The organism is Sulfurovum sp. NBC37-1, assembly GCF_000010345.1.
In the GTDB taxonomy this organism is placed as follows: Bacteria; Campylobacterota; Campylobacteria; order Campylobacterales; family Sulfurovaceae; genus Sulfurovum.
In genome coordinates, this window is sequence record NC_009663.1 from 1,267,149 (window position 1) to 1,292,209 (window position 25,061).

A 25,061-nucleotide genomic window follows, 5' to 3' on the forward strand; every position below is an offset into this window, starting at 1 on the left:
TTTTAATTGTTATTAAGGATTTTTTCTTTATAATACGATTATCAAAAATTTTAGGGGTGTATAGATGAAAATCATTAAATTTATGGGAATGTCGTTGTTGGCATCTTCACTGCTGCTTGGTGCAGCATCGGTTGCAGACAAAGCCAAAAATGCGGGATTAAAAGCGATCCCTGCGGACAAAGCAGAGCTGATGAAGCTGATCGATCCGAAGAATACCATCACGCCTGAAAGAGTTGAACTGGGCAAGAAACTCTATTTCGAACCAAGACTCTCAAAGAGCGGTATCATTTCATGTAATACCTGTCACAACATTGGTCTTGGCGGTGTAGACGGTGTACCTGCCGCGACAGGCCACAACTGGACGGCAAACCCGCATCACCTCAATTCGCCGACAGTCTACAATGCGGTATTCTTCGACAAACAGTTCTGGGACGGACGAAGCCCAGACCTTGAGGACCAGGCACAGGGTCCTATGCAGGCTGCACCTGAAATGGCTGCAGCACCTTCACTGGTAGAAGCAAGAGTCAATTCCATCCCTGCGTATGTGGATGAATTCAAAAAAGCGTACGGAAAGGATGTCAAAGTAGATTTTGTCACTATCACTAAAACCATCGGTATCTTTGAAAGAACACTTGTAACACCTTCAAGATTCGATGACTACCTCAACGGGAAAGAAGATGCGTTGAGCGATGCCGAAAAAGCAGGTCTTGCTACATTCATCGACAAAGGATGTACTTCCTGCCATACAGGTATCGCTCTGGGCGGAAGTATGCAGCCATTCCCTGCAGTTGGAAAGTTCAAATATGCCAACGTAGGTGACTTCAAGGGTGACAAGAACGGTATGGTCAAAGCACCGACACTGAGAAACATTACCGAAACAGCACCTTATTTCCATAACGGTACTGTATGGGATCTGAAAGAAGCGGTCAAGATCATGGGTGAAACACAGCTTGGAATGAAGATCTCCGATGAAGATGCTGCCAAGATCGTGACATTCTTCAAGGCACTCGATGGGAAAAAACCTGAGATCGTTTACCCTCAGTTCCCGGAAAGTACACTCAAAACACCAAAGCCAGACTTCAAGTAATCTCTCCTATTGCCCCTTTTCGGGGCAGGACCTCTTTTTTTTCAAACTTTTTTGTTATGATGATGTTTTAACAATTTCCTCATAATATAAACAAAAGGTATCTTCATGCATATGAAATTCTCGGAAGAGTCTGAAGACAGTTACTTCTTTTCACAGCCCCACCAGCCATTTTTCATTCTGGCGTTCATCTCCGCCCTTGCAGGGATGCTGATATTCATGCTTGCCTACAAAGGCGTACTGCATATGGCGGTCTCTCCGGTCGGGTTCCACGTCTACGTATTCACTTACCTGATGTTCACTCCGGCCTTTTTCGGTTTTCTTTTTACGACATTCCCACGCTTCACAGCCACGCCGGTCATCGGGAAAAGTACCTATATGCGTGTTTTCGGTTTCTATTACATCGGCGCAACGCTCGTGCTGCTTGGCAGTATCGTGACCCCTGTTTTTTCAGGTATCGGCATGGCTGTAGTGTTCATCGGCCATGTGATGGGGACCAACATACTCAGGAATATCTACAACACAACGACCATGGATGACAAACATGATGTCTACTGGATACTCACAGCGATGAAGATGGGGGTACTGGCACATTTTCTCTTCATCATTGCTGCATTCTTCTACTCACCGCTTATGGGACTTTCCACAGAGATATCCACCTATCTCTTCCTCTTTTTTCTGACCTTTTCAGTAGCTCAGCGAATGGTTCCTTTTTTCTCACACAGTATGGCGGGACGAAATGACTACCTGATGAAGACTATTTTCGTACTGCTGATCCTGCATGTCCTTCTTGAAGGTATCTATACCAACAGTTCTTTCATCGTAGACCTGCTGATCGGTCTGTTCACAGGTAAAGAAATTCTTAGATGGAAACTGCCCTTCCCCAACCCCAATCCTCTGCTCTGGATACTGCATATCGCACTCTTCTGGGTACCTGTTGCCTTCATTCTTTCAGCACTGGTAAATCTTACAACACTGCTAAGCGGTGTGAACTTTCTGGTACTCGATATTCACATGTTGGTACTCGGCTTTGTCCTTACCATCATGATCGGTTTCGGCACCCGAGTGACCATCGGCCATTCAGGGAATATAATGCAGGCAGACAGATGGGTTACCTTCCTTTTCTACTGGACACAGGTTGTCGTAGCCTTACGTATACTTGTTTCCCTCGCAGCAGCACTGGGATGGAACTTCATGGTCCTCTTCGACGTCTCTGCAACGGCATGGCTTATCATGTTCACTGCCTGGGCTGTGCGTTTCTTCGCCGTTCTTATCAACGGGAAAAAGCTGAGTTGAATCTTTATGTCTAAAAGGTGCGTGGTTACGCACCCTGCATTTCTATGCTATAATCCCATTTATGAAAAAGTTTCTATATTCCATACTGCTCTCGACACTGCTCTTCTCCGCCACACCTGAACAGGTAGAACGCTACCTTACGGTCTCCTACTCGGAAGAACAGCTGCTTGAACTCGAAAAGCAGTTTTCCATGATGCAGAACAACCTTAATCGCAATGAGAACAACGAAACCAGTACCTATGATATGCAGATGCTCCCCATACGCTTCAGAGAGTACCTTCAGAAAAATCTGAGCGAGGACGAGATGGATGAGATCATTAAGCAGTACCGTAACGTACTGCTTATGCGCTTCATATCGTCACAGAACGATCCGGAATTCGATCCCAAGCTGGCGGAATCCTACGTTAAGCGGATACAGCAGGACTCCGATGAATCTGCACGCATTGAACTGGCAGAAAAGATCGGCGAAGCACTGTACACAAAAGATTCCATTGGCATTCTCTTTGACAACCTGATGAAACCGCTGATGCAGAACAGTATCGGTGGTGCCAAAATGGATGAAGCGAGCATGAAAAAAAGCCGGGAGAGATACATAAAAATGATGATGGAGACAGGGAAGATCGAAACGATCTATGCCGTCAAAGATTTCACCATTGAAGAACTCGAGGAACTGCTTGAGATCGTCAAAACACCTGTCATGGACCATGAATCCAAAGCTGTTTTCGGTGCAACAGCCTATGCACTTAAAGAGTTCTTCCTTTCTATTGCCAGCCGTTATGACCTTTCCAAACACCAAAGATAAACAATGAAACCCATCTATATTACAGACCTTGACCATACCTTTCTGCGTACAGACCTGAGCCTTAGTCCCTATAGCATCGAAACATGGAACATGAAAGCAGAACATGCCCTCATGGGCATTGCTACTGCCCGAAGTTTCACCAAAGCGAAGGAGCTGCTGATCCAACTGCAAATCAATGCCCCCATGATCCTGCTGGACGGTTCCATTATCGTAACTCCGGAACAGGAGATCATAGACATCAAGACCATCGGGAAAACACTGGGAGATGCTATTGTGGAAGTGGGCATAGCACATGATATTGACCCCTTCATTATCGGGGTGAAGGACAGTGATATCAATGAATCTTTTTTATACCCAAGAAAGCTCAATGATTATCAACGTGATGTGCTCAAAGGCTACAAGGATGATCCGCGTATGCAGTTCAACCCTGACAACAGAACCATGGAACAGAACCTGAAGATCGTCTACTTCGGGTATGAAGCACAGCTGAGACCGCTTTATGAAGCACTTAAAAATACGTTTGGAAATGAGATAGAAGCGAAACTCTCTCCAGAGAAATACGGCGGAGGCTGGTTCCTCACCCTACTGCATCCCGAAGGGGACAAGGCCCATGCACTCAAAAAGGTCATGGAGTATCTCGAACGTGACCCTTCCGATGTCACAGTCTTCGGCGACTCGGTAAATGACATCGGTATGTTCAAACTTGCCGGTACTTCAGTGGCGGTCTCGAACGCGTTGGATGAAGTTAAGAGTGTTGCAGATATCGTCCTGCCCCACCGCAACGACGAGGATGCCGTGGCGAAATACCTGGCAGGAGTGTAGTCGGTTTACTTGGAAGCTATGGGGCTTGCGCAGCCTATTCTTCCTTCCTTTGCAAGTTTTTTATAGATAGACTTGTCGCCTTTGCTGATAGCGATACCCATTTCTTCTTTGGCCTTTTCCTCTTCCCATGTCATGTCGCCTTTCCTACACGATTTCAAACCGATCTTCTGATAGAATTCAATCACTTTGTCATCGACATACGGTGAAGGGTGCGCGCCTTTGGGAATGTTGTATGATTTCCCTTTTACCGATACCACTGTCGTGTCTGCAGGGTTGAATGCAGGCTGGTTTGTACTGCATGCCGTAACCAGCAGCAAAGTCGCACTTGTCGCTGCCAAAATCAATTTATTATGCATTGTTTTCTCCTCCAATTGTAATTGCTTTATCCAAGATTATAGTATTTAGTTACTATTGAAAAGCTGTGCGTTCAGAAGTTCCAGCCTTTCAGGCGTACCGATGTCAAGCCATTCACCCTCATAAAGCTCGCCGGTAATCCTTCCCTCTTTCATGGCTGCTTTGAGAAGCGGGACGATACTGTGTTTCCCATAGGGAACACCTTCGAAGAGTTTCGGAGAGTAGTAGCCGATACCCGCGAAGGTATACTCTTTGGCATCGACCACTTTTCCCTCGAGCAGGGCAAAGTCTCCTTCGGGATTGTGCTCGGGGTTGGGTACCAGCACAAGATGCGCCAGTATGCCCTCACCCAGTTTCATTTTGCAGTTAAAATCATAATCAGTGAAGATATCGCCATTGACGACAAGAAAAATCTCATCACCAAACAGCGGCAAGGCCTTAACGATCCCTCCACCGCTTTCCAGACATCCCTCTTCCTGTTCATCGGAGTAGCTGATCTTAACACCCCATTCGGAACCATCACCCAAAGCCTCGATGATCTTGTAACCCAGGTGCGCCACATTGATGACGATCTCCCTGAAGCCATCATGCTCAAGACGCTCAAGGTGCCAAACGATAAGGGGAATACCTCCTACCTCCAAAAGCGGTTTAGGGGTATGGTCCGTCAAAGGACGCATACGTGTTCCAAGCCCCGCTGCGAGTATCATTGCTTTCATATATAAACATCCTTTCGGTGCGTGCCGCGCACCTTTTCCATTAATCACGCAAATCGTGCCTTGTCATCTCGAACGACATTGCACCCCACTTACGCTTTAGCGACAGGGGTATCGGAATTTAGTGCCAGAAAAGCGAAGCGATTCGAGAGAGATGACGATTTTTTGCTTCGTTTTTTCTAAAAAAATGAAGAGAGTACTCACTTGCAATCTAAGATGCAAATCATCTTCTCCATCAAATCATACTATTGCTTCTAACATTTTAGCAAAACTTAGAGTCTCCGGATACCTGGAAGCCGTTTCCAGCACATACTTCAAAGTCAGCGGTATATCCTTCAGATACCCATCTTTCCCGTCTCTCAGAGAAAGCCGCGAGAAGATCCCCAGTACCTTGATATGCCGCTGCAGGCCCATAAAGTAGAAGCACTTCAAAAATGCTGCATCATCTACTTTTAATCCTGCCTGGTCTCTATAATACAGAGCCAACTCTTCCACCGCCTCCTTAGGCCATTCGATATAACAGTCTTTTAGAAGGGAGACCAGATCATAGGTGACCGCCCCTGCTCTTGCATCCTGAAAATCAATCACACCCACTTCGTTGCCGGGTATCAGCATAATATTCCTTGAATGGTAATCACGGTGCACGAAAACACCCTGCGGCTGTTCCAGTACCGTGTCAACTATAATATCCAGCGTCTCTCTGATGATTTTCTGCTGATCTTCAGAAATTAATATTTGTAAATATTTATTGAGGTACCACTCCTCCATCAGATCCATTTCAAATAGAAGGAACGTTCTATCGTACAGAGGCAACCCCTCTGTGTCTGCCCTCTGCATTTTGACGATCTCATCGATGGCTTTCATATAAAGTTCACGATAATTGTCCTCATTCAGCACATCGAGATAATGTGTACTGCCGAAGTCTTCAAGTATCAGGTATCCTGATTTAATATTTTTTACTATGATAGAAGGTACATGTACATCAACTGCACTAAGTCTTTCATTCATCTCTACGAAAGGAGGCAGGCTTTCAGGCATCAAAGAACTGTCCATAAGGATAAACGTCTCAGCATGACGTTGTCTTTTAAGCCTGTAGTAGGACCTGAAACTTGCATCGGCTGAAGCCACTTCGATCTCCCAGTCCCCCCAGCCGATACTCTCGAGCCATACTTTTATATTTTCATTCATTAAATTGCTCTTCCCTGTCGTGGTGAACGCCCTTGAAAGCGAAGCGATTCGAGAACCACGACGATTTTTTGCTTCGTTTTTTCTCTTGTGAAGTGAAACGGTGACGCAGTCATCACTCTCTTTGAGAAAAAAATGAAGAGAGTACTCACTTGAAATCTATGATGATAGTGAATATTTTTACACAATAAAAGTAAATATTGACTATACATAGACACCTCCAAGAATGGCATTCTGCCTTGCTCCCGTCACATCTTTGAGATCCACGTGTTCATTGTGCAGACGTTTGTACGCCAGCCAGGCGAAGGTCATCGCTTCTATATTGTCGGCATCGTTGGCTATACCTATCTGAATGTTGGGCATCAGTGTACCAAGCCGTTCTACAAGAAAAGCGTTCTTTGCTCCTCCCCCGCAGAGCAGCAGGATATCCTGATTGAATTTCAGAACTTCATTGGAGATGCTGACGGCAGTCAGTTCCAACAATGTACGCTGTACATCGTGAGCGTTGAGCGTTGAGTGCTGAGCGTTAAGATGTTTTTGAAGCCATGCTTCGTTGAATTTCTCCCTTCCTGTACTCTTGGGGTGAGGCTGAGAAAAATAGGGATCTTCCAGCATTGCTTCTAAAAGTGGGTAGATCACCTCTCCGCTTCGTGCCCATTCACCGTTTCTGTCATAAGTAACATCTTTATGCTCTGCGACCCACATATCCATAAGCACGTTTCCCGGGCCTGTATCGTAGCCCAAGAGCGTTTTCCCCAGAACGGTGATGTTTGCCATACCCCCGATGTTCAAAATGCTCACCGAGGCATCTGTGCCCCCAAAAAGAAAGGCATGGAAGGCCGGAGCGAAAGGTGCCCCCTGCCCTCCAAGCGCCATATCCTTTTGCCTGAAATCCGCTACGACTTTGATGCCGGTCCTCACCGCGATAGCAGAGGGGTCCCCCAGCTGCATGGAGAAGGGATACTTCCCTACAGGTTCATGCCAGAGCGTCTGTCCGTGCGAACCGATGGCTTTGATACTTTTGGGATCTATCTTCTCTATCTCCAGCAGGGCATTGACCGCATCGGAGAAAAGTATTCCCAGTCTAACATCCACACTGCCCACCTGAGCCAAAGTGCATTTGCCGTTGATCATGGAGAGTATCTCCTTTTTCAGATCATCGGGGAACGGATATTCGACAGATGCTTTGAGCAGGCAGGACTTCTTGTCTATTTCACACAGTACCACATCCACGCCATCCAGTGATGTACCCGACATAATACCGATATAACGTTCTTTATTCATGACTTTCCTGTATACGGATTTGAAACTGTATTTTATCATACTTTAGGAACTTCTCCACGATTGCTCCACTATGGCATCACAAAGCCTCCACAAACTTATTTTATCATGCCCTATTACAATCAAAGGAGTCATCAATGACACGTAAAATTTTAAAAATGCTAACTCTGATGGGTTTGGCTTTAATTTCCACTATACTGCTTGAAGCAAAGCCTCAGCCCATGAGTGAAGTCAAAATACAACAACTCGACAGACAACTGACACAGCAGAAAGCAAAACACCGTAAATTCCAAACAAAAGAAGAGTTCAAACGGCACAGAAGATATTTAAACAATGTACATCATCCAAAACAATACCATCACAGTAACAGTCCTTCCCGTTATAATCATCCTACAGGGGCAAGGTATAAACAGAAACAGCGCTATACTGAACGTTATTCCGAAGTTTTCTATGGTATCCCCAGAGACAACAATACACAATACGAACACGGACATAGACACTTTAAACGGGGATGGGTTCTCGCATACCGCTATGACAGAGCCGCCTTTTACGACCAAAACGGCTTTTACTATGGTTATTTTAACCGCTACGGATACTATTTTGAAGGTGTTTTTTACCGATACGACCGTTTTTACGGCTACCATGACCGTCTAAAAGGAAAAGGCCTCTTTGACCGCTACTTCTACCGTCCAGCAGACTGGAGGTACTACGGATTTTGCAGATAGTCCCACCTAAAAATCGGAACCAATAATGGCTTTAGTCCCGGCTGCTTTACAACAATTCACAGAATACATTGTGACAAAGTAGTCGTCAAAATCCAATCTATGTATTTTGATTAACTATGTCGTGATCTTTTGCACCCATCATGATCCCGAATGCCACGATCGTACCTATGAGTATCTGCCAGGCAAATCCCAGTTTGAAGTCAAATGCGGCACCAAGTACATAGGGCTGAAGAAGAAGCACGGTCATAAAACCGCCTATCAGAGAAAGCGGTACGGTTGTTGCACTGCCGCGTTTGGTAAATATGGCCGCAGCATAGACCCCCAACAGTCCGGTATAGGCAAAAGCCATGACACCCAGCGCAAAACTGAGCAGCGGCAGTTCGGTGTAGCGCTGCCAGTAGTAGCTGATCATCGCCATAGCTGAAAGGGCCACGGCAAATAGTAATACAGCCGCCCTGCCCGCTTTGACGAAATGCATCTCATCCACATTACTTCTTTTGCGCTTCCAGGGTTTGTAAAGGTCTTCAATGGCCACGGAGGACATGGCACCCAATACGGAGTTGGAAGAAGAGAGGGCCGCAGCAACCGCTCCGACCGTCACCAGTCCGCGCATCCCCTCAGGCATCTCATGCAAAATATAGTACATGAATATCGTGATCTTCTCACCGTCGAATTTCTGTACCACTTCGGTATTGAGCCCAGAGAGTTCGGGATGTTGATAGAAGAGATAGAGCAACAGCCCTATACACAGGAACAGAATGGCCACGGGGATCGTCATATAGATCGAGAACATCAGGGAGTTCTGCGCCTCTTTGGTATCTTTACAGGTCAAAGCCCGTTGCGTCATATCCTGATCCAGCCCATAGGCAGCAATGTTCAACAGCAGCCATCCGCCAAGCAGTGCCCAGACTGAGAATCCACCGCTCAAAGACCAGTCAAGCAGTTTGAGTTTATGCTCTGTCTGCAGTGTCGAGACGATCGTACCCATATCGGCATTCATACTCATATAGAGGTAGATCAGTACCGCAATCCCTGCCCCGATGTAGGTGACTGCCTGAATAATATCGGAAAAAATGACCGATTTTACCCCACCAAAATAGACATAGGCCAGTGCACCCAGCATCAAAACGGCAATGGAAATGGCCACATGAGCGGCTGCAATATCCAGAAAAAGGATCATCGATATGGCCAGTGCTCCTATGTACAGCCGTGCTCCCGAAGCAAACAGGCGCCCCACAAGGAACATGACACCCGCCTGTTTCTTTGCAGATGCACCGTAACGCTTCTCAAGCAGTTCATAAACTGTCACCGCTTTAATGGCATAGAAACGGGGAATGAGCACTTTGGCCACAAACACAACAGCCAAAAAGGCAGAGAGGTAAAATCCGATAAAGGTCAGATCTTTGCTGTAGGCGTATTCCGGGCCTCCCAGAAAGGTGGCTGCCGACTGCGAAGTGGCCAGTACCGAGATGGCTGCAGCCCACATCGGAACGGTATTGCTTCCTACAAAATAGTCTCTGGTATTTCTGATCTTTCCTTGGCTTAAAAGAACGGATGTAACGATTAATACCAAAAAATATGAAGAAAAGACCGCCCAGTCCAGCGTGGAGAAAGCCGAATGCATTATCTGCCTCTGGGAGGCATCTTCAGATGCAGATCTTTTACATTTTTTCGTACAGCGGACATGAACTTCCTGCCCGGGTCATTCTTGACCGTTCGGTAGCCTTTGTCCTTCTCAAGCCAGAGAGGAGTATGCTCCATCTGTCTGTACTCATAGTGGCCTATCAGGTATTTTATAGTCGGATATTTTGCCTTGAGGTAACGCACCAGTGCGATGTTGGAGCGCAGCTGCGCAGGGGTGAGGTCTTCCGCCTTGTTCCCCTTCCCTCCAATGTTCTCAATACCGATACTCGAATAGTTCAGGCCGATGACATGACGCGCCATCCAGTTCTCCGGCATCAGACGGTAAATGGTCCCGTCACGGTCCACGAGAAACTGTGCGGAGACATTGAGCGCCGAAGCTTTGGCGATGTCTTTCCTGTCTGTCAACAGTCTTTGCGGTTTAAGCCGGTTAAAGGATTTTTTGAGGTCCATCTCCGCTGTCCAGTGCAGCACGATGATACGGGGCGTAATGGTGATGTTCTTCACTTTAAGCCCGTAATGCTGTCGTATATACGCTTTGGTCATGTTCACACGTTGCTTGCCGAAATCTATGGGCTTATCGACAATACGCAAAGGTGGCTGGATGGGTTTGGTCGTACATTTAAAGCTGTCTGCCGGCATGCTCTGCAGACCGAGTGTCAGAAACGCCAAAGCGCTTACTAAAGTTTTTGTCATAAAGAGGTTCCTCTTGGCGATATCATTTATTTTATCGAATCTTGGCTATGGTTCTCTTTGTTCCTGAGCAGGATCGTTACGATGATCACGGGAGGAATACCCAGTGCGACAATGTAGCTCGGTATATCCAGCAATCCATGCCTGTGCAGATAGAGGAATCCCAAAATGAGAACAGCATAGGCACCCAATCTGTAGAGTGACAGTGCCGCCTTTGTATCTTTGAGTACTTCAAAGGGTGTCCGTCTGTTCTCTTTGAGTTTCTTTTTTTCCTCCTTGACCGTCTGGGAAGGGTCCTTCTCCTCTTCTGATTCAAGCACCTCTTCACTGTAGAGGTCGTAGGGATCTTCGAGCTTATCGATGACATCCTTGTCGATGTCCGTTGTGATCACTTCATTCTCAACCCTTGCGTTGACCATCCGGCGGTAGCTGAGCATCGAAGCGATCATCACGAGCGTTGCAGAGATAAAACCTATCTGAGTATTCCAGAGTGTTTTGATATCAAAAAATATTAATGAGACTCCTGTAAGAAGAATGTCTGCAATGACCAATATGATGAAAAGTGTTTTATTAATACCTGTCATCCTCATCCTCATCATCGTCTGCCGTATATTTTCTCTGGTGTCGGTAACGCGGATCAGTCGCCAACTCATCCAGTGATCTCTTCTGCTTATCATACGCTTTGTAGACATTCAGGACTGCTGCAGCTATACCAATGAACACCCCTATCCAAAGTGTCCACATCGCACCGGTAAGTTTTTGCAACCCCAGCCCTATCGCAACACCTATCAGCACTGCCACGACCATGGAGATACCGAGGCTCAGTCCGTCAGCAGCATCTACGATCTTTTTGAATTTTGGATCATCTTCTTTTCTTTGCATATCTGTTTCCTTGGGAAGCTCGAATAATTATTGAAAGTATAACAAAATCTTTAATAAAAGATGTTTCTGTATACTATAGAGCACATCTGATATAAAATTGAGAGAATACCATGCGTTGGAACAAACAGTCATTCATACTCGTTCTTATTATTTTTGCGATCTCCTATATTTTTTCATCGAGATCCGACAATCAAATGAGTCTCAAAATAGAATCACAGCAGATAGCAGCATGTAAAGCACAAAAGGCGGATTATTGTGATCTGATAGACCTGTTTCATGAAACCTGTTTCGATAGAAGCTATAGAAGCTGGATGAAAACAAAACGATTTTATGACAAAGAGTATAAAGATTGCCTCGATAAAAAAATAACATCATTTCAAAAAAAATGCATATAATCATAAAATAATTTAATTTTATGATTATAATATCTTTTTGTTATAATATGAAAAATATCTATTAAAGGATTACTATGGCTCGATTACCCTGGTGGATGGGTGGCATACTTATGTCACTGCTTCTTCTGATGACATTTTCCATATTCGGAGCAGACAGACCTATAGGTGCATCTACCTACGTACCCTACTTCGCAGACCTCATCTTCGATCTTGATGCAGACAAATACACATACCTCAAAGAGATACAGAATCCCGGTGCTTGGGAAGGCGTGATGCTTACGGGTGCCCTGTTCGGCGGGTTCGTCACCTCAGTGTTCATCACCAAAAGTTTCAGGTTCTCCCTTGTTCCGACGGGGTGGAAGAAATACAAGAACAATTCGGTTCTTTCCAGACTGCTCTGGAGTTTTGTTGCGGGATTCGTCATGATCATCGGTGCAAGGCTGGCAGGCGGATGCACCAGCGGTCACTTTATGTCAGGAATGAGCCAGATGGCCATCTCTTCCATGATATTCGGTACCGTTGTAATGGTCGCTCTGCTCATTACGGGAAAACTTTTCTATAACAAGGAGGAGAAATAATGGATATCGTAGTTAAAACTGCCGGTGATGACTTTTTTTCACGCCTGGCACAAATGTTCGAAAACGTGATCCATCAGGGGCACGGTTCTCTTGCACTAGTCTTTCTGATCGGCGTAATATTCGGTGGTATCATCCAGTATACCCGTGTCGACAAATTTGAAAAGATCGCCGGATTTGCCATGCTGAAGGACACCATTGTCCCTAAAATGCTCTTCCTTGCCGTGGGGCTTACCAGTATTGCACTCTATTTCATGATAGAAGCGGGATGGGCACACTACCATGTAAAACCCATCATCTGGCAGGGGCTGATCATAGGCGGTACGCTCTTCGGTATCTCCATGGCTATCTTCGGGAAATGTCCCGGAACAGGACCGGTCTCCATTGCAGAAGGACGTATCGATGTTCTTGTAGGCGCTATCGGCGGACTACTCGGCGGCTTGGTTTTTACATTCTATTACGATGACTTCTTCAAACCGTTGATGGGAACAAGCGCAGGTAAACTCACCCTCCCCGAACTTTTCCCGGGACATGAACATCTTGTGGTGCTGATCTTCGGTATCATAGTCACGCTTATCGCCATTGCCATTCCAAAAGTGGAAATGTTCGATGAAGCCGATCTCTCCAAACTGCCTGACGACCAGAGACCGGACAGACAGTAAACAAAATACATTTATCCATACAACATAATAGTGCACATTACTTCCAGATGAACATTATGTTGTTTTTTTCTTCCTGCAAATTTTAATTTTTTCTTGATTATTAACAACAAACTATGTAAAATATAAGATGTAGAAATACATATAACTCAACAGAAGGATATACATGAAAAAAATTATTACAGGATCATTATTAACAGTTACTCTACTTATCGGACTTACAGGTTCAGTTTTTGCAGATGAGGTTGCACAGGAAGGTAAAAAGGTGGTGGAAAAGACCGGTGAAGCAGCAGCCGGATTGACAGGTGGAACTGTCGGTACTGCAGGTGGCGCGGCAGTAGGTGCCGTTAAAGGTACAGGGAAAGGGATCGAAGAAGGAGCCAAAAAGGGACATGAAGTCGTACCTGTAGTAGGTGATGTTGTTGGTGCTGCTGTAGGTGCCGTGGCAGGCGCTGTGGAAGGTACAGTAAAGGGTGCTGAAAAAGGTGCTGAAAAAGGTGCTGAAGCAGGCAAAAAAGTTGTCACGGGAGACAAAAAATAATTCCCTCCAAATTTCAGGACTGCTTTTAAAAAGAAGTCCTGCTATTCCCTCTTTTTTGCCCTTTCAGCCGCGAGATCAGTCAACTTCACTTCATTCTTCCATTTATCACTTCCCTCTTTCACTTTCAGATATGGTGCGATGAGCAGGATAGCATTATTTCCACTTCTGACTATCACTTCGAAAAGATTTTGTTTTGATGTCAAAACGGCAACGGCTTCGTTTGGAGCACTATTCAATTTCTTTACAGCATTGCCCGGTGGAGCATAATAAGCTAGATCATGTGAGGCTGCATGCTGATTGTAAGTCAGGATTAGAAGCGGCATATCGTGGCTGACAGAGGTCCAGGTACAGGCAGAGGAATTCGGGTAAGTATGCTTTGTATCCCGTTTTCCATCATGGACTGCCTCACCTACCAATTGTGAAACTTCTGCTGTTGTCAACAGAGTACAAACATCCTCTTTTGCCACGGCACTGCCTTTTGATGCACTTCCGTTCGATGCATCGGAGGAAGCACCACAGCCTGAAATAGCCATACCAAACAGAATCGCTGCTGTTATCACTGATTTTTTCATTTCCATATTCCTTTCTATACAAATGTGCCAAAAGTATACCAAATTATTGTTCTAATGGTTATATCACTCATGTTTGAACACTTTTGGCACACTGTTTCATTATAATTGTGTAGTATTGAAAAAGCAGGTAAAGGAGCTGAAATGAAAATTTTAATTTTGTTGGCCATAGTAAACGCTTTACTTTTTGGCTCAGTTACGGACGAAGCCTACAAAGAATATAAAAAAGGGCATTATAAAAAGGCATTTTCCCTTTACTCTAAGGGGTATATGCAGGGCAATGTCAAGGCCGCGTATAACCTGGCCACATTTTACGAGAAGGGAATAGGCATTCAAAAGAATCCACAAAAAGCCTATTTTTACTATAACTTTGTGCATGCCGGTATAGAACTCAGACTCAGTGATCCGGCCATCTGCACCGATAAAATGCTGCCATACTATTATAAAACGATTAAAAAAATGGCTGAGTACAATGGGAAAAGTTACTATAATGAACAATACGAAACCCTTAAGCAAACCTGTTCAAAAACACATGTTGATCCATTTATCAAAAAGTGTCCATCTGCAAATATCATAGCAAGACCTGACAGATACTGTCTTGATTGCTTCGACTGTATCCTTTACAAAAAGTACCCAAAGCGAATGCGAAAAATCTTGCATTTACACACCCGTTACAGAGCTATTGAACATCAAGCCTGTCGAACATATTTGAGTGAGGCATTGGAGAAAAAAGAAAAGGCTATCAGCAAAGAGATATACAAGCTCTCCAAGCCCATACTCAGGTATTACCTGAAGCAAGAGGAAAACTGTGTAAAAACAGCAAAAACAAAAGGGGATTTACTTGGCTGTAGCTTAGGCTATTGCCAAGACATCGGTACACTTATTCCCTATCAGAACATGGAATGCGGCGGAATCGATCTACCCGATGAGCTCAGGAGAAAAGAAAAGATAAAGCTGTCACGACCAGCTCCACCAAAAGAGAAGCACGATTATCTGGAGGAAATTAAAAAAGAGTATAAAAACCCTCCCCTGAATATACAAATGTGACTGTTTTCTAGAACAAAAACAAGGTAAAAATCCTATTTAAGCTTTTGCGCACAGCAACGTTTATATTTCTTCTCAGAACCGCAAATACAGGCCTCGTTGCGTAAAAAATTCACTTTATCTTCGTAAATGTCTCCATCCACATATTTCCACATGTCATTCACTTTCAAAAAAGCTGATTTTTCATGGTGCATATGCTGTACACCGTCGTAGATGTAATAGGCTTTAAACTCTACCGTATCTTCGTCATGATCAACGATCTCGAGATGCTGCCAGTGGCTGTTGTCCGCCCAGTCCTGTATAAACTTCAGCTCTTCATCGCTCCAGGTATGGTCATGCGTGGTCGCCTGCAGGTAGTTGACATCACCCAGACAGTAGGCGGAGTAGCGTGAACGCATGAGTGCCAGTGCAGTGGGAGCAGGTTCAAATACACGCAGAATGGGCTCACAACATTGTGAGAACGGTAGGCCACTTTTGCAGTAACACTGTTGCATGGGCTGCATTAGCCTTTGATCTCTTTGAGTGTCTCATAGGCCGCTTTGACCGTCTCATCTATCATCTCATCAGTGATGGCTGTTGAGATGAACCCTGTCTCGAAAGAGGAGCAGGCAAGGTAAATACCTCTGTCAAGCATCCCTTTGTGAAATTTGGCAAAGAGTTTCTGGTCGTTTTCCATCGCATCGGCAAAATTCTTGACCGGCTTGTCGGAGAAGAAGAAACCGAACATGGAACCTCTCACATCCGTGACCATGGGCACATTGACGGAATCTGCCGCCCTCTTCAGTCCTTCGACCAGTTTTTTGGCCTTATTCCCCAGTTCGACATAGATGGCCGGATTGGCTTTGAGTTTTCTAAGACTGGTCAGTCCCGCTGCCATGGCGACCGGGTTACCCGAAAGTGTTCCAGCCTGATAGACAGGCCCTTCGGGAGAGAGCTGTGCCATAGTCTCCGCTCCGGCTCCGAAGGCACCAACAGGCATACCCGCACCGATGACCTTTCCAAGTGTCACCATATCAGGCTTCACTGTCGTAATACCCTGTGCACCTTTAAGGGAAGCCCTGAAGCCACTCATCACCTCATCGAAGATCAGCAGGGTACCATGTGCGTCGCATAGAGCTCTAAGCTGTTGCAGGAAGGTTTCATCCGCAGGTACAAGCCCCATATTTCCGGCGATCGGTTCGATGATTACACAGGCGATCCCTTCCGGAGAGTCCGCAAAACACTTCTCGACACTTTCAATGTCATTGTAGGTCCCCAAAAGCGTATGTTTGGTCAGGTCAGCAGGCACTCCCGGGCTTGACGGTGTACCAAATGTCGCTAAGCCCGAACCTGCCTGTACCAGCAGCGAATCGGAGTGTCCGTGGTAGCATCCGGTGAATTTCAGGATGTTATCCCTGCCCGTTGCCCCTCTTGCCAGACGGATCGCCGACATGACCGCTTCGGTTCCCGAACTGACAAAACGTACTTTGTCGATACTCTCGAACATCAAAACGATCTCTTCGGCCAGTTCCGTCTCAACTGTTGTCGGTGCTCCGAAACTCAGTCCTTTTTTGACCGAATCGATAACTGAAGCTTCGATATCTGCATCGGTATGACCGAAGATCAGCGGACCCCAGCTTTGTACATAATCGATATATCTGTTCCCGTCAATATCAAAAAGGTATGCCCCTTCACCTCTTTCTATGAACGGCGGTGTTCCCTCTACGCCGCTAAACGCACGTACTGGAGAGTCAACACCTCCGGGGATGACCTTGTAAGCCTCTTCAAATGCCGCAATACTTTTGTCGTATGCCATAGTATTAATCCTTGTTAAGTATAATTGCATCCATTATGGATAAAGTATGGGGATTATACACTAAGGGGACTTAGGATACTTGAACACTACCAGACAAAAAGGCTGTACACACGATGAAGATCAGAGGGAGAACCATACGTACGCTTGAGGGGCTTCTGCTTTCCCTACTGCTGCACCTGCTCATTTTTCTGCTCATTTTCCTCCCGTTCAAAGAGATGAAGTTCCCTCCGCCACCGCCTCCGGGTAAAAAGATCTCCCTGAATCTCAAACAGTTCAAAACCGTACCACCGACACCTCCGGCACCCAGACCGGCCGTGCCACCCCAACCCAGACCACAACCGGTCCAGCCACAGCCACCACATTCCAAACCAAAACCCGTTGCACCTCCAAAGCCCAAGCCTGTTGAAAAAAAGCCCATAGAAAAGAAGCCTGTAAAAGCCCCTACTCCAATTGCCAGGAAAAAACTGCTCGATGAAAAAGCACGTCTGACCGTGAAGCAAAAAGAGAGTGAAGAGAACAATGTCACCAAGGTGGCCAAAAAAGAGGAAAAACCAAAAAAAGTAGTCAAGAAAAAAGAGCAGAAGCCAAAGAAGAGAATAGTCAAAAAAAGCAAACCACAGAAACCAAGGAAACCGTCACATCCGAAAAAAGGACTGGCCGGCGCACTGATGGGTTCAGGCCGCTCCGTTTCACTGGCACCAAGCGCGCCTTCCAGACCCAATTACGGTTCGCAGATGATCAAACAGCTCTATGGCTCCGAGTTCAACAGCTTTACGCCTACGCAGAAAAAGTTCATCAAAAGGAACCTTGGGGTCATTCACCGTATCACCCAGCGTACGCTCATTCAGAACGGCTATCCCGATGTGGCAGTAAGAACACACCAGGAAGGAACCAACGTGGTCACCTTCTACCTTCACCCCAACGGGAATATCACCGGCCTTCATTTGCGGAGCCGTATCGGATACACGGCACTGGATGATAATACCTTGCAGGTCATACGCATCGCCTACAAAGACTACCCACATCCCAAGACAACGACAAAGATCACTTTCTATGTACAATATAGTATTTATTAAAAAAAATTTATGTTATAATATAATAAAAAGTGAGGAAATTAGATTATGTTCAGATCACTCTTTAAAACAAAAAATGAGAAATTAGTCGAAAAATGGGAAGAGGAACATAGAGCGATAGTAGCATTGGCTACCAAAGTGCTAGAATCCTATGATGCATATAATGAAAAAGCTGCAAAGCAGGCACTCAAAGAACTTAATAAGCTTGCAGTAGACCATGTGATGGATGAAGACCTAAAACTCTTCAAACTGATGAAAGAAGAAACGGAAAAGATCGATAAACATATACAGTCAATGGTAGAAGATTTTGTCGTTGGTTTCAAATCTACCAAAATCACTCTGATGAATTTTCTAGCAAAATATGCAAGCCCGGATGTACCGCTTGATGATGAGTTCTACACGACATTCAAAGAGCTTGTAGACATACTTGCACAGCGTATTAGCTTTGAAGAGTCAAATCTTTACTCAAAGCTCAATAGTGATTAACTGTGAAATAAAGAAGGAAAGATCATCAAGAATGTTTTAATTATCGTAGTCCATCCAACAAACTTTCTCATAGCTCTTTATATGCTATAGCCTATGACTTTTTTGGATCAACTATTGCATCCAACCCTTTACCGCTTCTTTGCTATAATAACCCAAAATTGAAACCGCTACAGGACAATAGATGAAACGAAGAGACTTTATAACCGCTACTGCATTAAATGCAGGTACCCTTGCACTTTCAGGATGCCACAGAGCTGAAGAAAAAATAGCCAAAGGCTCTGTTAATATCAAAAATGGTAAAAAGGTCACCCTTAAACTAGCCACCTCATGGCCGGCACATTTTCCTATTATGGGAACAGGAGTAGATTCCTTTGCCCAGCGCTGTGGAGAACTTAGCGGCGGAACCTTGGAAATAAAGGTCTTTGCTAAGAATATTTTGGTACCGGCAATGCAAGTTTTCGATGCTACCTCTGCCGCACAGATAGATGCATTTCACTCCGGTGTCTACTACTGGAAGGGTAAGAACCCCGCTTTTTCCATCTTTGGTGGTATGCCGCTAGGGCTGACCAGTGAAGAGATGATCACCTGGCTGAAATTCGGAGGAGGCTATGAACTTTGGAGAGAACTGTACGGAAAGTTCAACCTCTATCCGCTCATAGGCGGTACGACCGGACCACAAATGGGCGGATGGTTCAAAAAGGAGATCAAAAGCCTTGCAGATCTGAAAGGTCTCAAAATGCGCATTCCCGGACTGGGCGGAGAAGTAATGAAGCGTCTGGGGGTCAATCCCGTACTTCTTCCAGCCGGAGAAATATACACAGCACTTGAGCGCGGTACCATTGATGCAACCGAATGGGTCGGACCAGCGCTTGACAGTATGATGGGTTTTGCCAAAGCGGCCCCCTACTACTACACCGGCTGGCATGAACCGGGCTCCATTCTGGAAATCACGTTCAACAAAGCCCGCTGGGAGAAACTTAGTGAAGAACACAGGGCTATCATTACCGCAGCCAGTGAAGAGATGACAGGGAATATGCTGCAGGAATTCCGATTCAAAAATGCCAAAGCTTTGGCGGAACTACCGGACACAGTACAGATCAAAACATTCCCCAAAGAGATGATGGATGCAGCCAAAGTAGCACTTAAAGAGGTGCTGGCCGACGAAAGTACCAAAAGTAATGACTTCAAACGTGTACTTAAAAGTTACGAAGCATTCTACAAGCTGAATAAACCCTGGGATGATATCAGTACAAAGAACTTTCTTGAGATTAGGAGCTAACTAAGATTTAACAGTTGTTTTCTTAGGGAATTATAACTATCAAATCTCTTAACGCCCTCCCAGAGGATTGTCACTGCGTTTCTTGACTTTTCTCTCCTGTTCCTCATCTACCTGAGGCTGGGAGAATTCCACCTGTCCGTAGATGATACAGCCTTTGCATCCCGGATCACAGGGATGGTGCAGTTTCATGCACCAATCTTTAATATCACCGTTCTTTCCCATAAACTGGCATCCCCATCCACTTGCCATTTTTATTCTCCATATTGATTTTTTATTGTTGTTCATGGCTTTCGCCATTCAGTTTCTTCTTGTGCCGGTTTCCTTATGTGGTGGGCAGGAATGCACCACCCTCCGGGACTCAATATCTTATCTCGAAGCCATCCGTATTGAACTGGGCATCATCGATGATCTCATAGGTGATCTCATCGATACTGCTTAGGGGCGAGCCCTCTTTTAGTATTTTCATGACACTGTCGAAATCGTCATCAAAGATCTCAACTACCACTTCTACCGTATCGTCAGGCAGATTTTGAATGTAACCTTTGATCTGCTTTCTCATCAGTGCCTGTGAAACGAACTTTCGGTAGAAGACACCCTGCACTCTCCCGTGAATAATAAATCTGTACCATTCCATTTTTACATCCTACATTCATCTTTCAGGCTCTGCAGGAATTCGATGACACGCATCTGGAACAGTGCCTCATCGTCATTTTCATCCACACATTCATGCAATTGCATCAAAAGGCCGATATCGATCTTCTCACAGAAACGTTTTACCTCTTTAACCTCTTTTCGTACTTGTGCAACAAGATGCTCGAAATCCAGGCCATTGTTTGTCACGATCTTGGTATGGAACTCATATACTGTATCGATCAGAAGTTCAGCCCGCTCCTGATCGTCATGATAGATCGTATGGGCGATCTCCTTGAGTTTCTGCCTTTCACATTCTGATATTTCACTGTCAGAAGTGATCATCAGTGTCAGCAGTTTGGCCCGGAATTCCAGAGAGCTGTTGTGATAGACCAGGATCTCTCTGAACATCTTCATGACATTTCTTTTGAATATTTTAAACATTATGCTCCTTGATGAAACTTAACACCATTTTAACAAAAAAAGACTATAGTTTTATAATTTTTTGACCAAAGTGAGACAAAATGAACAATATTGATCTGCTCATTATTCTGAGTACCGCTTTTCTGGGCAGTGTGGGACACTGCATCGGTATGTGCGGGGGGATCGTCGTTGCCTACAGCTCAAGCAAGATTGACCATAAGGCTTCATGGGTACGACAGACCATCTCACATCTTGCCTACAACTTCGGAAGGGTGACCACATACAGTATATTGGGAGCTCTGTTTGGCCTAATGGGTAAAGCCATCGCCTTTACCCCGACCACCAAAGGAGTCCTCTTTGTGCTCACGGGTATCCTGATGGTGGCAGCCGGCCTCTCATTACTGGGCAATCTCAAATTTCTCAATTCTGCTGAATGGTCCGTCTCGAAGAACAAATGGTACCAGAACACGTTCAGAAAACTCATCAGCAGCAATTCTCTTTCAAGTTTCTACCTGCTTGGTATGCTCAACGGTATCATCCCCTGCGGGCTGGTCTACTCTTTTGCCATCTTTGCAGCAGCGACTGCCAGTCCACTCTGGGGCGCCATCGTTATGGCGACCTTCGGACTGGCGACCATCCCTGCACTCTTCTTTTTGGGAACGGTCACGAAGTTCCTTCAAAAGGGCTCCTTGAGAGGTACTATGATGAAACTGGCTGCTATGCTTGTGGTTTTTTACGGATTCTACACACTCTATAAAGGCTACAAATTCATTGCGCATCCCAAAGAAATGCAGCAAATGATGGACAGTATGCAAACAGGAAGTGTGAAAAGCAAGCTGGAAGGGAAATGCGGAGGCATGAAGTGTGCCCCCGGCAAATGCGGTTAATAGAAAGGGTGATCAGTCCCTGCCGTTAGCAAGGTCGATCAGGTAAAAACCTTTTTTCCAGTTCTTTCGGATGGTTTTCTGGAAATCCTCGATATCTTCATTGTTTGCGAAGAGTTCTTCTCTTTCCTTCGGGTAGACTGCAAAAAGCAGAAACCACTCTCCCGCCGTATATTCGATATTTACCAGTCGGTAACCGGCTTTCCATCGTTTTTTGATCACGGAACTGACAAGATCCCAGTCATCGACCATATCGTACCCCTGGTTCTTGAAACCGGTGTTTCTGGCAAAGATCCCACTCCAATAACCTTCTGCAGCTTCGATATCGATCAACATATACCCCTGCTGCCAGCGTTTTATGATAGTCTTTTCAAAATCATCACGGTACCGTGTGTAGTCAAACACAACATCCTTGTATTTGGCTCCTTTGGCAAAAATACCCAGCCAGTCACCTGCGCCGTACTCGACATTGATCAGCGTGAAACCTTTTTCTTTGTAAGCCTCAACCGCCTGGGCGAATTTTTTGATATCACGTCTATGCGTATAGGCTTGCTGTTTGTACCCGGCACCTTCTGCATAGAGCGCCATCCAGACATCATGTCCGTAACAGACATCTATCAGGTCATAGCCCTTGGCCCATTCGTTGTCGATAGTCGTCTTCAGACGCGAAAGGCTTTTACTCGTCGTATAGGACTGACCGGTAAAGCCCGTATCTTTTGCAAAAAGACCCACCCAGAAATCTGCTGCCATCACACTTGCCGGCAGTATCAATGCTACCGCTGCTATTTTTAAAATCTTTTTCATCTATTCTCCTCAATCTCTTTTATTGAAATTATGAAATTGTATAAGTTCAACTAAACTTTATTGTATCGCATATCCAATAAAAAATAAGGTGGAACCGGACGACTTACCTTCATAGGGATTAAAAATGTATCATACGGTGATAGATTTGGATATAATTCCGACATGAATCACATTAAGACCTATGCCTACGACCATTCACCGCTTCACTTTGACTTCAATCAGACCATTGAACGTTTTTTCGTTGAGGAAATACCTCTCTACGATTTTACGGGAACAGGAAATTTTCTCATTCTCAAGATCAAAAAGACCGATATGAGTACCTGGAAACTCGTGACCGTTCTGGCAAAAGCAACCGGACTTCAGGAACGCGATATCGGGTATGCGGGTCTGAAAGATAAAAATGCCACAACCATACAGTACATCTCTTTGCCTAAAAGATATGAAAAAGAGCTCAACAAAAATCTGACGACCGAACGCGTGGAAATACTCGAACGTACCTATAACAAAGCTCCTATCAAAATAGGCCATCTCAAAGGAAACCGTTTCAGCATTGTATTGCACAAGATCAACGAGAAAGATGCGAAGTTCTTCAACACCACTGCCAAGAAAATGCAGGTAGACGGTATACCGAACTATTACGGCTACCAGCGTTTTGGAGAGGACAGCCAGTCCTACCTTCAGGGCAAGGAGATCGCGCACAGTGGGAAAAAGCTTAAAGGGAGCAAAGAGAAACTGCTTGTTTCCGCCTATCAGAGCCACCTCTTCAACAAATGGCTCGCTTCGCGCGTCAAACTTTCTGCAGTCATTGCCAAAGAGAAGCCTGACAGCGCTGCCAAAAAACTCAAATATCCTCCTGAGCTGGTCAAAGTACTTGCCAAACAGCCGCAGTTCTTCAAACTCTTTCTGGGGGATATCATCATGCCCTACCCTTACGGAAAACCAAACTATGTCAAAGATATGATGCAAAGCGCCCTGGCATTCAAACAGGCAAAGATCTCTCCGACAGGACTGCTCTGCGGTGCCAATGCCATGCGTGCCAAAAGTGACGCCTACCATCTCGAAGAGCCTTTTGACGATACGGAACTGAGTTCACTCAAGGGAGACAGACGTTTTGCCTGGATCTGGCCCAAAGAGGTCGAAACAGCATATCAGAAAGAGCAGCAGAAACTTATCGTGGACTTTTACCTTCCTAAAGGCGCTTATGCCACGACTTTCCTCGAAGAGATCGGGAAGTTCTCTCTTAAATCCTAATCACTTTCTGTATGCTATAGGGTCTTTTACTCCGGCAACTTCAAACCCTCTCAGACGCAGGCGGCAGCTGTCGCAGACACCGCAGGCTGCATCTTCCGCCTGATAACAGCTCCATGTATCTTCAAGGGGAACACCCAGCTCAATGGCTTTTTGTACGATCTGGCTCTTTCTCAGTGAGACAAGAGGCATCTTTATCTCGATGTTCGTCTCATCTTTCGTACCCAGGTTGATCGCTTTTTGCATCTGTTCAATGTAGCTTTCACGACAGTCCGGATAACCGGAACTGTCCTCTTCGACCACACCGATGAAGAGTGCTTCAGCCCCATGTTTCTCTGCAATAGCCGCAGCAATGGAGAGGAAGATGCCGTTTCTGAAAGGCACATAGGTCACCGGCACACCTTCTTCCAGCCCTCCGATAGGAACGTCAATACTTTTGTCCGTCAGTGCCGAGGCACCGATCTGCTCAAAGAAATCAAGATCGATCTCGTAAGATTCCGAGGCATTCAGCTCCTGAGTGATCTTTCGGAAACATTCCAGCTCTTTGTTCCGGGTACGCTGTCCATAGTTAAAATGCAAGGCAATAATCTCATAGCCCTCTTCCTGCGCGATCTTTGCACTTAGAGCACTGTCCATGCCTCCCGATATAATACAGACTGCTTTTTTACCCATTACGATATCCTACTTTTTAATACCATTTTACCAAGATTTGGGTAAACTTCGGGCATGCATACTATAATAGAACTGGACAATCAGACCACTTTAAATGTCGATATCGAAGCCCTCGAGAAGATCGCGCAGTCTTTGACCAACAGAGAGATAGAACTCATCATCACGGACAATGAGAACATACAGGAACTCAACCGGGAATATAGAGACAGGGACAATCCCACCGATGTTCTCAGTTTTCCGCTGGAGACACCCTTTACAGAACAAAGTGTCTTCGATATCCCGCTGGGGACGATCGTCATCTCGGCTGATTTTGTGAGAGAAAGAGCAAAGACATACGGCCATACAGAGCAGGACGAACTCAAACTGCTCTTCATACACGGACTCTTGCATCTGCTGGGATACGACCATGAAACGGATGAGGGCGAAATGCGCCAGAAAGAGCGGGAGATCATTGAAGAATTCGGTCTGCCTTCCAGTCTTATCATACGAAACGATTAAAGGAAACC

General features: G+C 45.4%; 32 protein-coding genes. 16 read left to right on the forward strand and 16 right to left on the reverse strand.

Annotated features, from left to right (window positions below; all coding sequences use genetic code 11):
- The first annotated feature begins 64 nt into the window (after window positions 1-64).
- The 4 genes from SUN_RS06365 (at window position 65) to SUN_RS06380 (ending at window position 4,004) form a co-directional block, all read left to right on the forward strand.
- A complete protein-coding gene (locus SUN_RS06365; protein ID WP_011980921.1) occupies window positions 65-1,087 on the forward strand; it encodes a cytochrome-c peroxidase in 1,023 nt (340 codons plus the stop codon).
- Window positions 1,088-1,192: 105 nt separating this feature from the next.
- Window positions 1,193-2,380, forward strand: a complete 1,188-nt coding sequence (locus tag SUN_RS06370) for an NnrS family protein (protein ID WP_011980922.1) — start codon at window positions 1,193-1,195, stop codon at window positions 2,378-2,380.
- Window positions 2,381-2,441: 61 nt separating this feature from the next.
- On the forward strand, window positions 2,442-3,182 hold the full coding sequence (locus SUN_RS06375; RefSeq protein ID WP_011980923.1) for a hypothetical protein: 741 nt from the start codon (window positions 2,442-2,444) through the stop codon (window positions 3,180-3,182).
- A 3-nt stretch (window positions 3,183-3,185) separates the two neighbouring features.
- Window positions 3,186-4,004, forward strand: coding sequence for an HAD hydrolase family protein (locus SUN_RS06380; protein ID WP_011980924.1), 819 nt, complete (start codon window positions 3,186-3,188; stop codon window positions 4,002-4,004).
- A gap of 5 nt (window positions 4,005-4,009) precedes the next feature.
- Here SUN_RS06380 and SUN_RS06385 read toward each other — a convergent pair whose 3' ends face one another.
- The 4 genes from SUN_RS06385 to SUN_RS06400 all read right to left on the reverse strand — a co-directional run bounded on the left by SUN_RS06385 (window position 4,010) and on the right by SUN_RS06400 (window position 7,540).
- On the reverse strand, window positions 4,010-4,360 hold the full coding sequence (locus tag SUN_RS06385; protein WP_011980925.1) for a hypothetical protein: 351 nt from the start codon (window positions 4,358-4,360) through the stop codon (window positions 4,010-4,012).
- Window positions 4,361-4,405: 45 nt separating this feature from the next.
- The gene (gene murU / locus SUN_RS06390) at window positions 4,406-5,074 is read right to left on the reverse strand and encodes an N-acetylmuramate alpha-1-phosphate uridylyltransferase MurU (RefSeq protein WP_041672710.1); all 669 of its coding nucleotides are present in this window, start codon (window positions 5,072-5,074) and stop codon (window positions 4,406-4,408) included.
- A gap of 237 nt (window positions 5,075-5,311) precedes the next feature.
- Entirely contained in the window at window positions 5,312-6,259 is a 948-nt protein-coding gene (locus tag SUN_RS06395; RefSeq protein ID WP_011980927.1) for an aminoglycoside phosphotransferase family protein, read from the reverse strand.
- Between the two features lie 201 nt (window positions 6,260-6,460).
- On the reverse strand, window positions 6,461-7,540 hold the full coding sequence (locus tag SUN_RS06400) for an anhydro-N-acetylmuramic acid kinase (protein WP_011980928.1): 1,080 nt from the start codon (window positions 7,538-7,540) through the stop codon (window positions 6,461-6,463).
- 134 nt (window positions 7,541-7,674) lie between these two features.
- Between SUN_RS06400 and SUN_RS06405 the strand changes: the two genes are divergently transcribed.
- Window positions 7,675-8,262, forward strand: coding sequence for a hypothetical protein (locus SUN_RS06405; protein WP_011980929.1), 588 nt, complete (start codon window positions 7,675-7,677; stop codon window positions 8,260-8,262).
- Window positions 8,263-8,359: 97 nt separating this feature from the next.
- Here the strand turns inward: SUN_RS06405 and SUN_RS06410 are convergent, their stop codons facing one another.
- From SUN_RS06410 to SUN_RS06425, 4 genes are read right to left on the reverse strand one after another with little or no spacing between them, the layout of a single operon-like run.
- Window positions 8,360-9,886 (reverse strand): sodium:solute symporter, encoded by a 1,527-nt coding sequence (locus SUN_RS06410; RefSeq protein ID WP_011980930.1) that lies wholly within the window; start codon window positions 9,884-9,886, stop codon window positions 8,360-8,362.
- Window positions 9,886-10,599, reverse strand: a complete 714-nt coding sequence (locus SUN_RS06415) for an N-acetylmuramoyl-L-alanine amidase (protein ID WP_011980931.1) — start codon at window positions 10,597-10,599, stop codon at window positions 9,886-9,888. The genes SUN_RS06410 and SUN_RS06415 overlap by 1 nt, the downstream gene beginning before the upstream one ends.
- 26 nt (window positions 10,600-10,625) lie before the next feature.
- Window positions 10,626-11,180 (reverse strand): hypothetical protein, encoded by a 555-nt coding sequence (locus SUN_RS06420; RefSeq protein WP_011980932.1) that lies wholly within the window; start codon window positions 11,178-11,180, stop codon window positions 10,626-10,628.
- Window positions 11,167-11,478, reverse strand: coding sequence for an AtpZ/AtpI family protein (locus SUN_RS06425; protein ID WP_011980933.1), 312 nt, complete (start codon window positions 11,476-11,478; stop codon window positions 11,167-11,169). The genes SUN_RS06420 and SUN_RS06425 overlap by 14 nt, the downstream gene beginning before the upstream one ends.
- Window positions 11,479-11,672: 194 nt before the next feature.
- On the opposite strand from SUN_RS06425, the gene SUN_RS06430 reads away from it, so the two are divergent.
- From SUN_RS06430 to SUN_RS13480, 4 genes are all read left to right on the forward strand, one after another.
- The gene (locus SUN_RS06430) at window positions 11,673-11,873 is read left to right on the forward strand and encodes a hypothetical protein (RefSeq protein ID WP_148154669.1); all 201 of its coding nucleotides are present in this window, start codon (window positions 11,673-11,675) and stop codon (window positions 11,871-11,873) included.
- 74 nt (window positions 11,874-11,947) lie between these two features.
- Complete coding sequence (locus tag SUN_RS06435; RefSeq protein ID WP_011980935.1) at window positions 11,948-12,451, forward strand: YeeE/YedE thiosulfate transporter family protein; 504 nt, start codon at window positions 11,948-11,950, stop codon at window positions 12,449-12,451.
- Window positions 12,451-13,110, forward strand: a complete 660-nt coding sequence (locus SUN_RS06440) for a YeeE/YedE thiosulfate transporter family protein (RefSeq protein WP_011980936.1) — start codon at window positions 12,451-12,453, stop codon at window positions 13,108-13,110. Before SUN_RS06435 ends, SUN_RS06440 begins: the two co-directional genes overlap by 1 nt.
- A 163-nt stretch (window positions 13,111-13,273) precedes the next feature.
- Window positions 13,274-13,648 (forward strand): hypothetical protein, encoded by a 375-nt coding sequence (locus SUN_RS13480; RefSeq protein ID WP_148154671.1) that lies wholly within the window; start codon window positions 13,274-13,276, stop codon window positions 13,646-13,648.
- A gap of 41 nt (window positions 13,649-13,689) precedes the next feature.
- Here SUN_RS13480 and SUN_RS06450 read toward each other — a convergent pair whose 3' ends face one another.
- Window positions 13,690-14,220: a DUF3558 domain-containing protein gene (locus tag SUN_RS06450; RefSeq protein ID WP_011980938.1), complete on the reverse strand. Its 531-nt coding sequence runs from the start codon at window positions 14,218-14,220 to the stop codon at window positions 13,690-13,692.
- Between the two features lie 141 nt (window positions 14,221-14,361).
- On the opposite strand from SUN_RS06450, the gene SUN_RS13045 reads away from it, so the two are divergent.
- Entirely contained in the window at window positions 14,362-15,264 is a 903-nt protein-coding gene (locus SUN_RS13045; RefSeq protein ID WP_011980939.1) for a tetratricopeptide repeat protein, read from the forward strand.
- 32 nt (window positions 15,265-15,296) lie between these two features.
- Here the strand turns inward: SUN_RS13045 and SUN_RS06460 are convergent, their stop codons facing one another.
- Window positions 15,297-15,764, reverse strand: coding sequence for a YchJ family protein (locus SUN_RS06460; protein ID WP_011980940.1), 468 nt, complete (start codon window positions 15,762-15,764; stop codon window positions 15,297-15,299).
- Window positions 15,764-17,056 carry a glutamate-1-semialdehyde 2,1-aminomutase gene (gene hemL / locus SUN_RS06465; protein ID WP_011980941.1) on the reverse strand — a complete coding sequence of 431 codons (1,293 nt, stop codon included), beginning with the start codon at window positions 17,054-17,056 and terminating at the stop codon, window positions 15,764-15,766. The genes SUN_RS06460 and hemL overlap by 1 nt, the downstream gene beginning before the upstream one ends.
- Before the next feature lie 113 nt (window positions 17,057-17,169).
- On the opposite strand from hemL, the gene SUN_RS06470 reads away from it, so the two are divergent.
- From SUN_RS06470 to SUN_RS06480, 3 genes are all read left to right on the forward strand, one after another.
- Complete coding sequence (locus SUN_RS06470) at window positions 17,170-18,132, forward strand: energy transducer TonB (RefSeq protein WP_011980942.1); 963 nt, start codon at window positions 17,170-17,172, stop codon at window positions 18,130-18,132.
- A 45-nt stretch (window positions 18,133-18,177) separates the two neighbouring features.
- Window positions 18,178-18,615, forward strand: coding sequence for a hemerythrin domain-containing protein (locus SUN_RS06475; RefSeq protein WP_011980943.1), 438 nt, complete (start codon window positions 18,178-18,180; stop codon window positions 18,613-18,615).
- A gap of 181 nt (window positions 18,616-18,796) precedes the next feature.
- Entirely contained in the window at window positions 18,797-19,894 is a 1,098-nt protein-coding gene (locus tag SUN_RS06480; RefSeq protein WP_011980944.1) for a TRAP transporter substrate-binding protein, read from the forward strand.
- A 48-nt stretch (window positions 19,895-19,942) separates the two neighbouring features.
- Here SUN_RS06480 and SUN_RS06485 read toward each other — a convergent pair whose 3' ends face one another.
- The 3 genes from SUN_RS06485 to SUN_RS06495 all read right to left on the reverse strand — a co-directional run bounded on the left by SUN_RS06485 (window position 19,943) and on the right by SUN_RS06495 (window position 20,968).
- Complete coding sequence (locus tag SUN_RS06485) at window positions 19,943-20,143, reverse strand: hypothetical protein (protein WP_041672975.1); 201 nt, start codon at window positions 20,141-20,143, stop codon at window positions 19,943-19,945.
- Between the two features lie 109 nt (window positions 20,144-20,252).
- Window positions 20,253-20,528 carry an acylphosphatase gene (locus SUN_RS06490; RefSeq protein ID WP_011980946.1) on the reverse strand — a complete coding sequence of 92 codons (276 nt, stop codon included), beginning with the start codon at window positions 20,526-20,528 and terminating at the stop codon, window positions 20,253-20,255.
- 2 nt (window positions 20,529-20,530) lie between these two features.
- Window positions 20,531-20,968: a hypothetical protein gene (locus tag SUN_RS06495; RefSeq protein ID WP_011980947.1), complete on the reverse strand. Its 438-nt coding sequence runs from the start codon at window positions 20,966-20,968 to the stop codon at window positions 20,531-20,533.
- Window positions 20,969-21,048: 80 nt separating this feature from the next.
- Between SUN_RS06495 and SUN_RS06500 the strand changes: the two genes are divergently transcribed.
- Window positions 21,049-21,834 (forward strand): sulfite exporter TauE/SafE family protein, encoded by a 786-nt coding sequence (locus SUN_RS06500; RefSeq protein ID WP_011980948.1) that lies wholly within the window; start codon window positions 21,049-21,051, stop codon window positions 21,832-21,834.
- 12 nt (window positions 21,835-21,846) lie between these two features.
- On the opposite strand, the gene SUN_RS06505 is transcribed toward SUN_RS06500, so the two are convergent.
- Window positions 21,847-22,635: a DUF7477 domain-containing protein gene (locus SUN_RS06505; protein ID WP_011980949.1), complete on the reverse strand. Its 789-nt coding sequence runs from the start codon at window positions 22,633-22,635 to the stop codon at window positions 21,847-21,849.
- Window positions 22,636-22,797: 162 nt separating this feature from the next.
- Between SUN_RS06505 and SUN_RS06510 the strand changes: the two genes are divergently transcribed.
- Window positions 22,798-23,886, forward strand: coding sequence for a tRNA pseudouridine(13) synthase TruD (locus SUN_RS06510; RefSeq protein ID WP_011980950.1), 1,089 nt, complete (start codon window positions 22,798-22,800; stop codon window positions 23,884-23,886).
- On the opposite strand, the gene queC is transcribed toward SUN_RS06510, so the two are convergent.
- Window positions 23,887-24,555 (reverse strand): 7-cyano-7-deazaguanine synthase QueC, encoded by a 669-nt coding sequence (queC, locus tag SUN_RS06515; RefSeq protein ID WP_011980951.1) that lies wholly within the window; start codon window positions 24,553-24,555, stop codon window positions 23,887-23,889.
- A 54-nt stretch (window positions 24,556-24,609) separates the two neighbouring features.
- Here queC and ybeY point away from each other — a divergent pair, with 54 nt between their 5' ends.
- Window positions 24,610-25,053, forward strand: a complete 444-nt coding sequence (gene ybeY / locus SUN_RS06520; RefSeq protein WP_011980952.1) for an rRNA maturation RNase YbeY — start codon at window positions 24,610-24,612, stop codon at window positions 25,051-25,053.
- Window positions 25,054-25,061: the final 8 nt, after the last annotated feature.

What these genes read in the sequence shown, in the direction of transcription:
- SUN_RS06365 (WP_011980921.1), top strand. Translation starts at nt 65, where the DNA reads ATGAAAATCATTAAATTTATGGGAATGTCGTTGTTGGCATCTTCACTG.
- SUN_RS06370 (WP_011980922.1), top strand. Translation starts at nt 1,193, where the DNA reads ATGCATATGAAATTCTCGGAAGAGTCTGAAGACAGTTACTTCTTTTCA.
- SUN_RS06375 (WP_011980923.1), top strand. Translation starts at nt 2,442, where the DNA reads ATGAAAAAGTTTCTATATTCCATACTGCTCTCGACACTGCTCTTCTCC.
- SUN_RS06380 (WP_011980924.1), top strand. Translation starts at nt 3,186, where the DNA reads ATGAAACCCATCTATATTACAGACCTTGACCATACCTTTCTGCGTACA.
- SUN_RS06385 (WP_011980925.1), bottom strand. Translation starts at nt 4,360, where the DNA reads ATGCATAATAAATTGATTTTGGCAGCGACAAGTGCGACTTTGCTGCTG.
- murU (WP_041672710.1), bottom strand. Translation starts at nt 5,074, where the DNA reads ATGAAAGCAATGATACTCGCAGCGGGGCTTGGAACACGTATGCGTCCT.
- SUN_RS06395 (WP_011980927.1), bottom strand. Translation starts at nt 6,259, where the DNA reads ATGAATGAAAATATAAAAGTATGGCTCGAGAGTATCGGCTGGGGGGAC.
- SUN_RS06400 (WP_011980928.1), bottom strand. Translation starts at nt 7,540, where the DNA reads ATGAATAAAGAACGTTATATCGGTATTATGTCGGGTACATCACTGGAT.
- SUN_RS06405 (WP_011980929.1), top strand. Translation starts at nt 7,675, where the DNA reads ATGACACGTAAAATTTTAAAAATGCTAACTCTGATGGGTTTGGCTTTA.
- SUN_RS06410 (WP_011980930.1), bottom strand. Translation starts at nt 9,886, where the DNA reads ATGCATTCGGCTTTCTCCACGCTGGACTGGGCGGTCTTTTCTTCATAT.
- SUN_RS06415 (WP_011980931.1), bottom strand. Translation starts at nt 10,599, where the DNA reads ATGACAAAAACTTTAGTAAGCGCTTTGGCGTTTCTGACACTCGGTCTG.
- SUN_RS06420 (WP_011980932.1), bottom strand. Translation starts at nt 11,180, where the DNA reads ATGACAGGTATTAATAAAACACTTTTCATCATATTGGTCATTGCAGAC.
- SUN_RS06425 (WP_011980933.1), bottom strand. Translation starts at nt 11,478, where the DNA reads ATGCAAAGAAAAGAAGATGATCCAAAATTCAAAAAGATCGTAGATGCT.
- SUN_RS06430 (WP_148154669.1), top strand. Translation starts at nt 11,673, where the DNA reads ATGAGTCTCAAAATAGAATCACAGCAGATAGCAGCATGTAAAGCACAA.
- SUN_RS06435 (WP_011980935.1), top strand. Translation starts at nt 11,948, where the DNA reads ATGGCTCGATTACCCTGGTGGATGGGTGGCATACTTATGTCACTGCTT.
- SUN_RS06440 (WP_011980936.1), top strand. Translation starts at nt 12,451, where the DNA reads ATGGATATCGTAGTTAAAACTGCCGGTGATGACTTTTTTTCACGCCTG.
- SUN_RS13480 (WP_148154671.1), top strand. Translation starts at nt 13,274, where the DNA reads ATGAAAAAAATTATTACAGGATCATTATTAACAGTTACTCTACTTATC.
- SUN_RS06450 (WP_011980938.1), bottom strand. Translation starts at nt 14,220, where the DNA reads ATGAAAAAATCAGTGATAACAGCAGCGATTCTGTTTGGTATGGCTATT.
- SUN_RS13045 (WP_011980939.1), top strand. Translation starts at nt 14,362, where the DNA reads ATGAAAATTTTAATTTTGTTGGCCATAGTAAACGCTTTACTTTTTGGC.
- SUN_RS06460 (WP_011980940.1), bottom strand. Translation starts at nt 15,764, where the DNA reads ATGCAGCCCATGCAACAGTGTTACTGCAAAAGTGGCCTACCGTTCTCA.
- hemL (WP_011980941.1), bottom strand. Translation starts at nt 17,056, where the DNA reads ATGGCATACGACAAAAGTATTGCGGCATTTGAAGAGGCTTACAAGGTC.
- SUN_RS06470 (WP_011980942.1), top strand. Translation starts at nt 17,170, where the DNA reads ATGAAGATCAGAGGGAGAACCATACGTACGCTTGAGGGGCTTCTGCTT.
- SUN_RS06475 (WP_011980943.1), top strand. Translation starts at nt 18,178, where the DNA reads ATGTTCAGATCACTCTTTAAAACAAAAAATGAGAAATTAGTCGAAAAA.
- SUN_RS06480 (WP_011980944.1), top strand. Translation starts at nt 18,797, where the DNA reads ATGAAACGAAGAGACTTTATAACCGCTACTGCATTAAATGCAGGTACC.
- SUN_RS06485 (WP_041672975.1), bottom strand. Translation starts at nt 20,143, where the DNA reads ATGGCAAGTGGATGGGGATGCCAGTTTATGGGAAAGAACGGTGATATT.
- SUN_RS06490 (WP_011980946.1), bottom strand. Translation starts at nt 20,528, where the DNA reads ATGGAATGGTACAGATTTATTATTCACGGGAGAGTGCAGGGTGTCTTC.
- SUN_RS06495 (WP_011980947.1), bottom strand. Translation starts at nt 20,968, where the DNA reads ATGTTTAAAATATTCAAAAGAAATGTCATGAAGATGTTCAGAGAGATC.
- SUN_RS06500 (WP_011980948.1), top strand. Translation starts at nt 21,049, where the DNA reads ATGAACAATATTGATCTGCTCATTATTCTGAGTACCGCTTTTCTGGGC.
- SUN_RS06505 (WP_011980949.1), bottom strand. Translation starts at nt 22,635, where the DNA reads ATGAAAAAGATTTTAAAAATAGCAGCGGTAGCATTGATACTGCCGGCA.
- SUN_RS06510 (WP_011980950.1), top strand. Translation starts at nt 22,798, where the DNA reads ATGAATCACATTAAGACCTATGCCTACGACCATTCACCGCTTCACTTT.
- queC (WP_011980951.1), bottom strand. Translation starts at nt 24,555, where the DNA reads ATGGGTAAAAAAGCAGTCTGTATTATATCGGGAGGCATGGACAGTGCT.
- ybeY (WP_011980952.1), top strand. Translation starts at nt 24,610, where the DNA reads ATGCATACTATAATAGAACTGGACAATCAGACCACTTTAAATGTCGAT.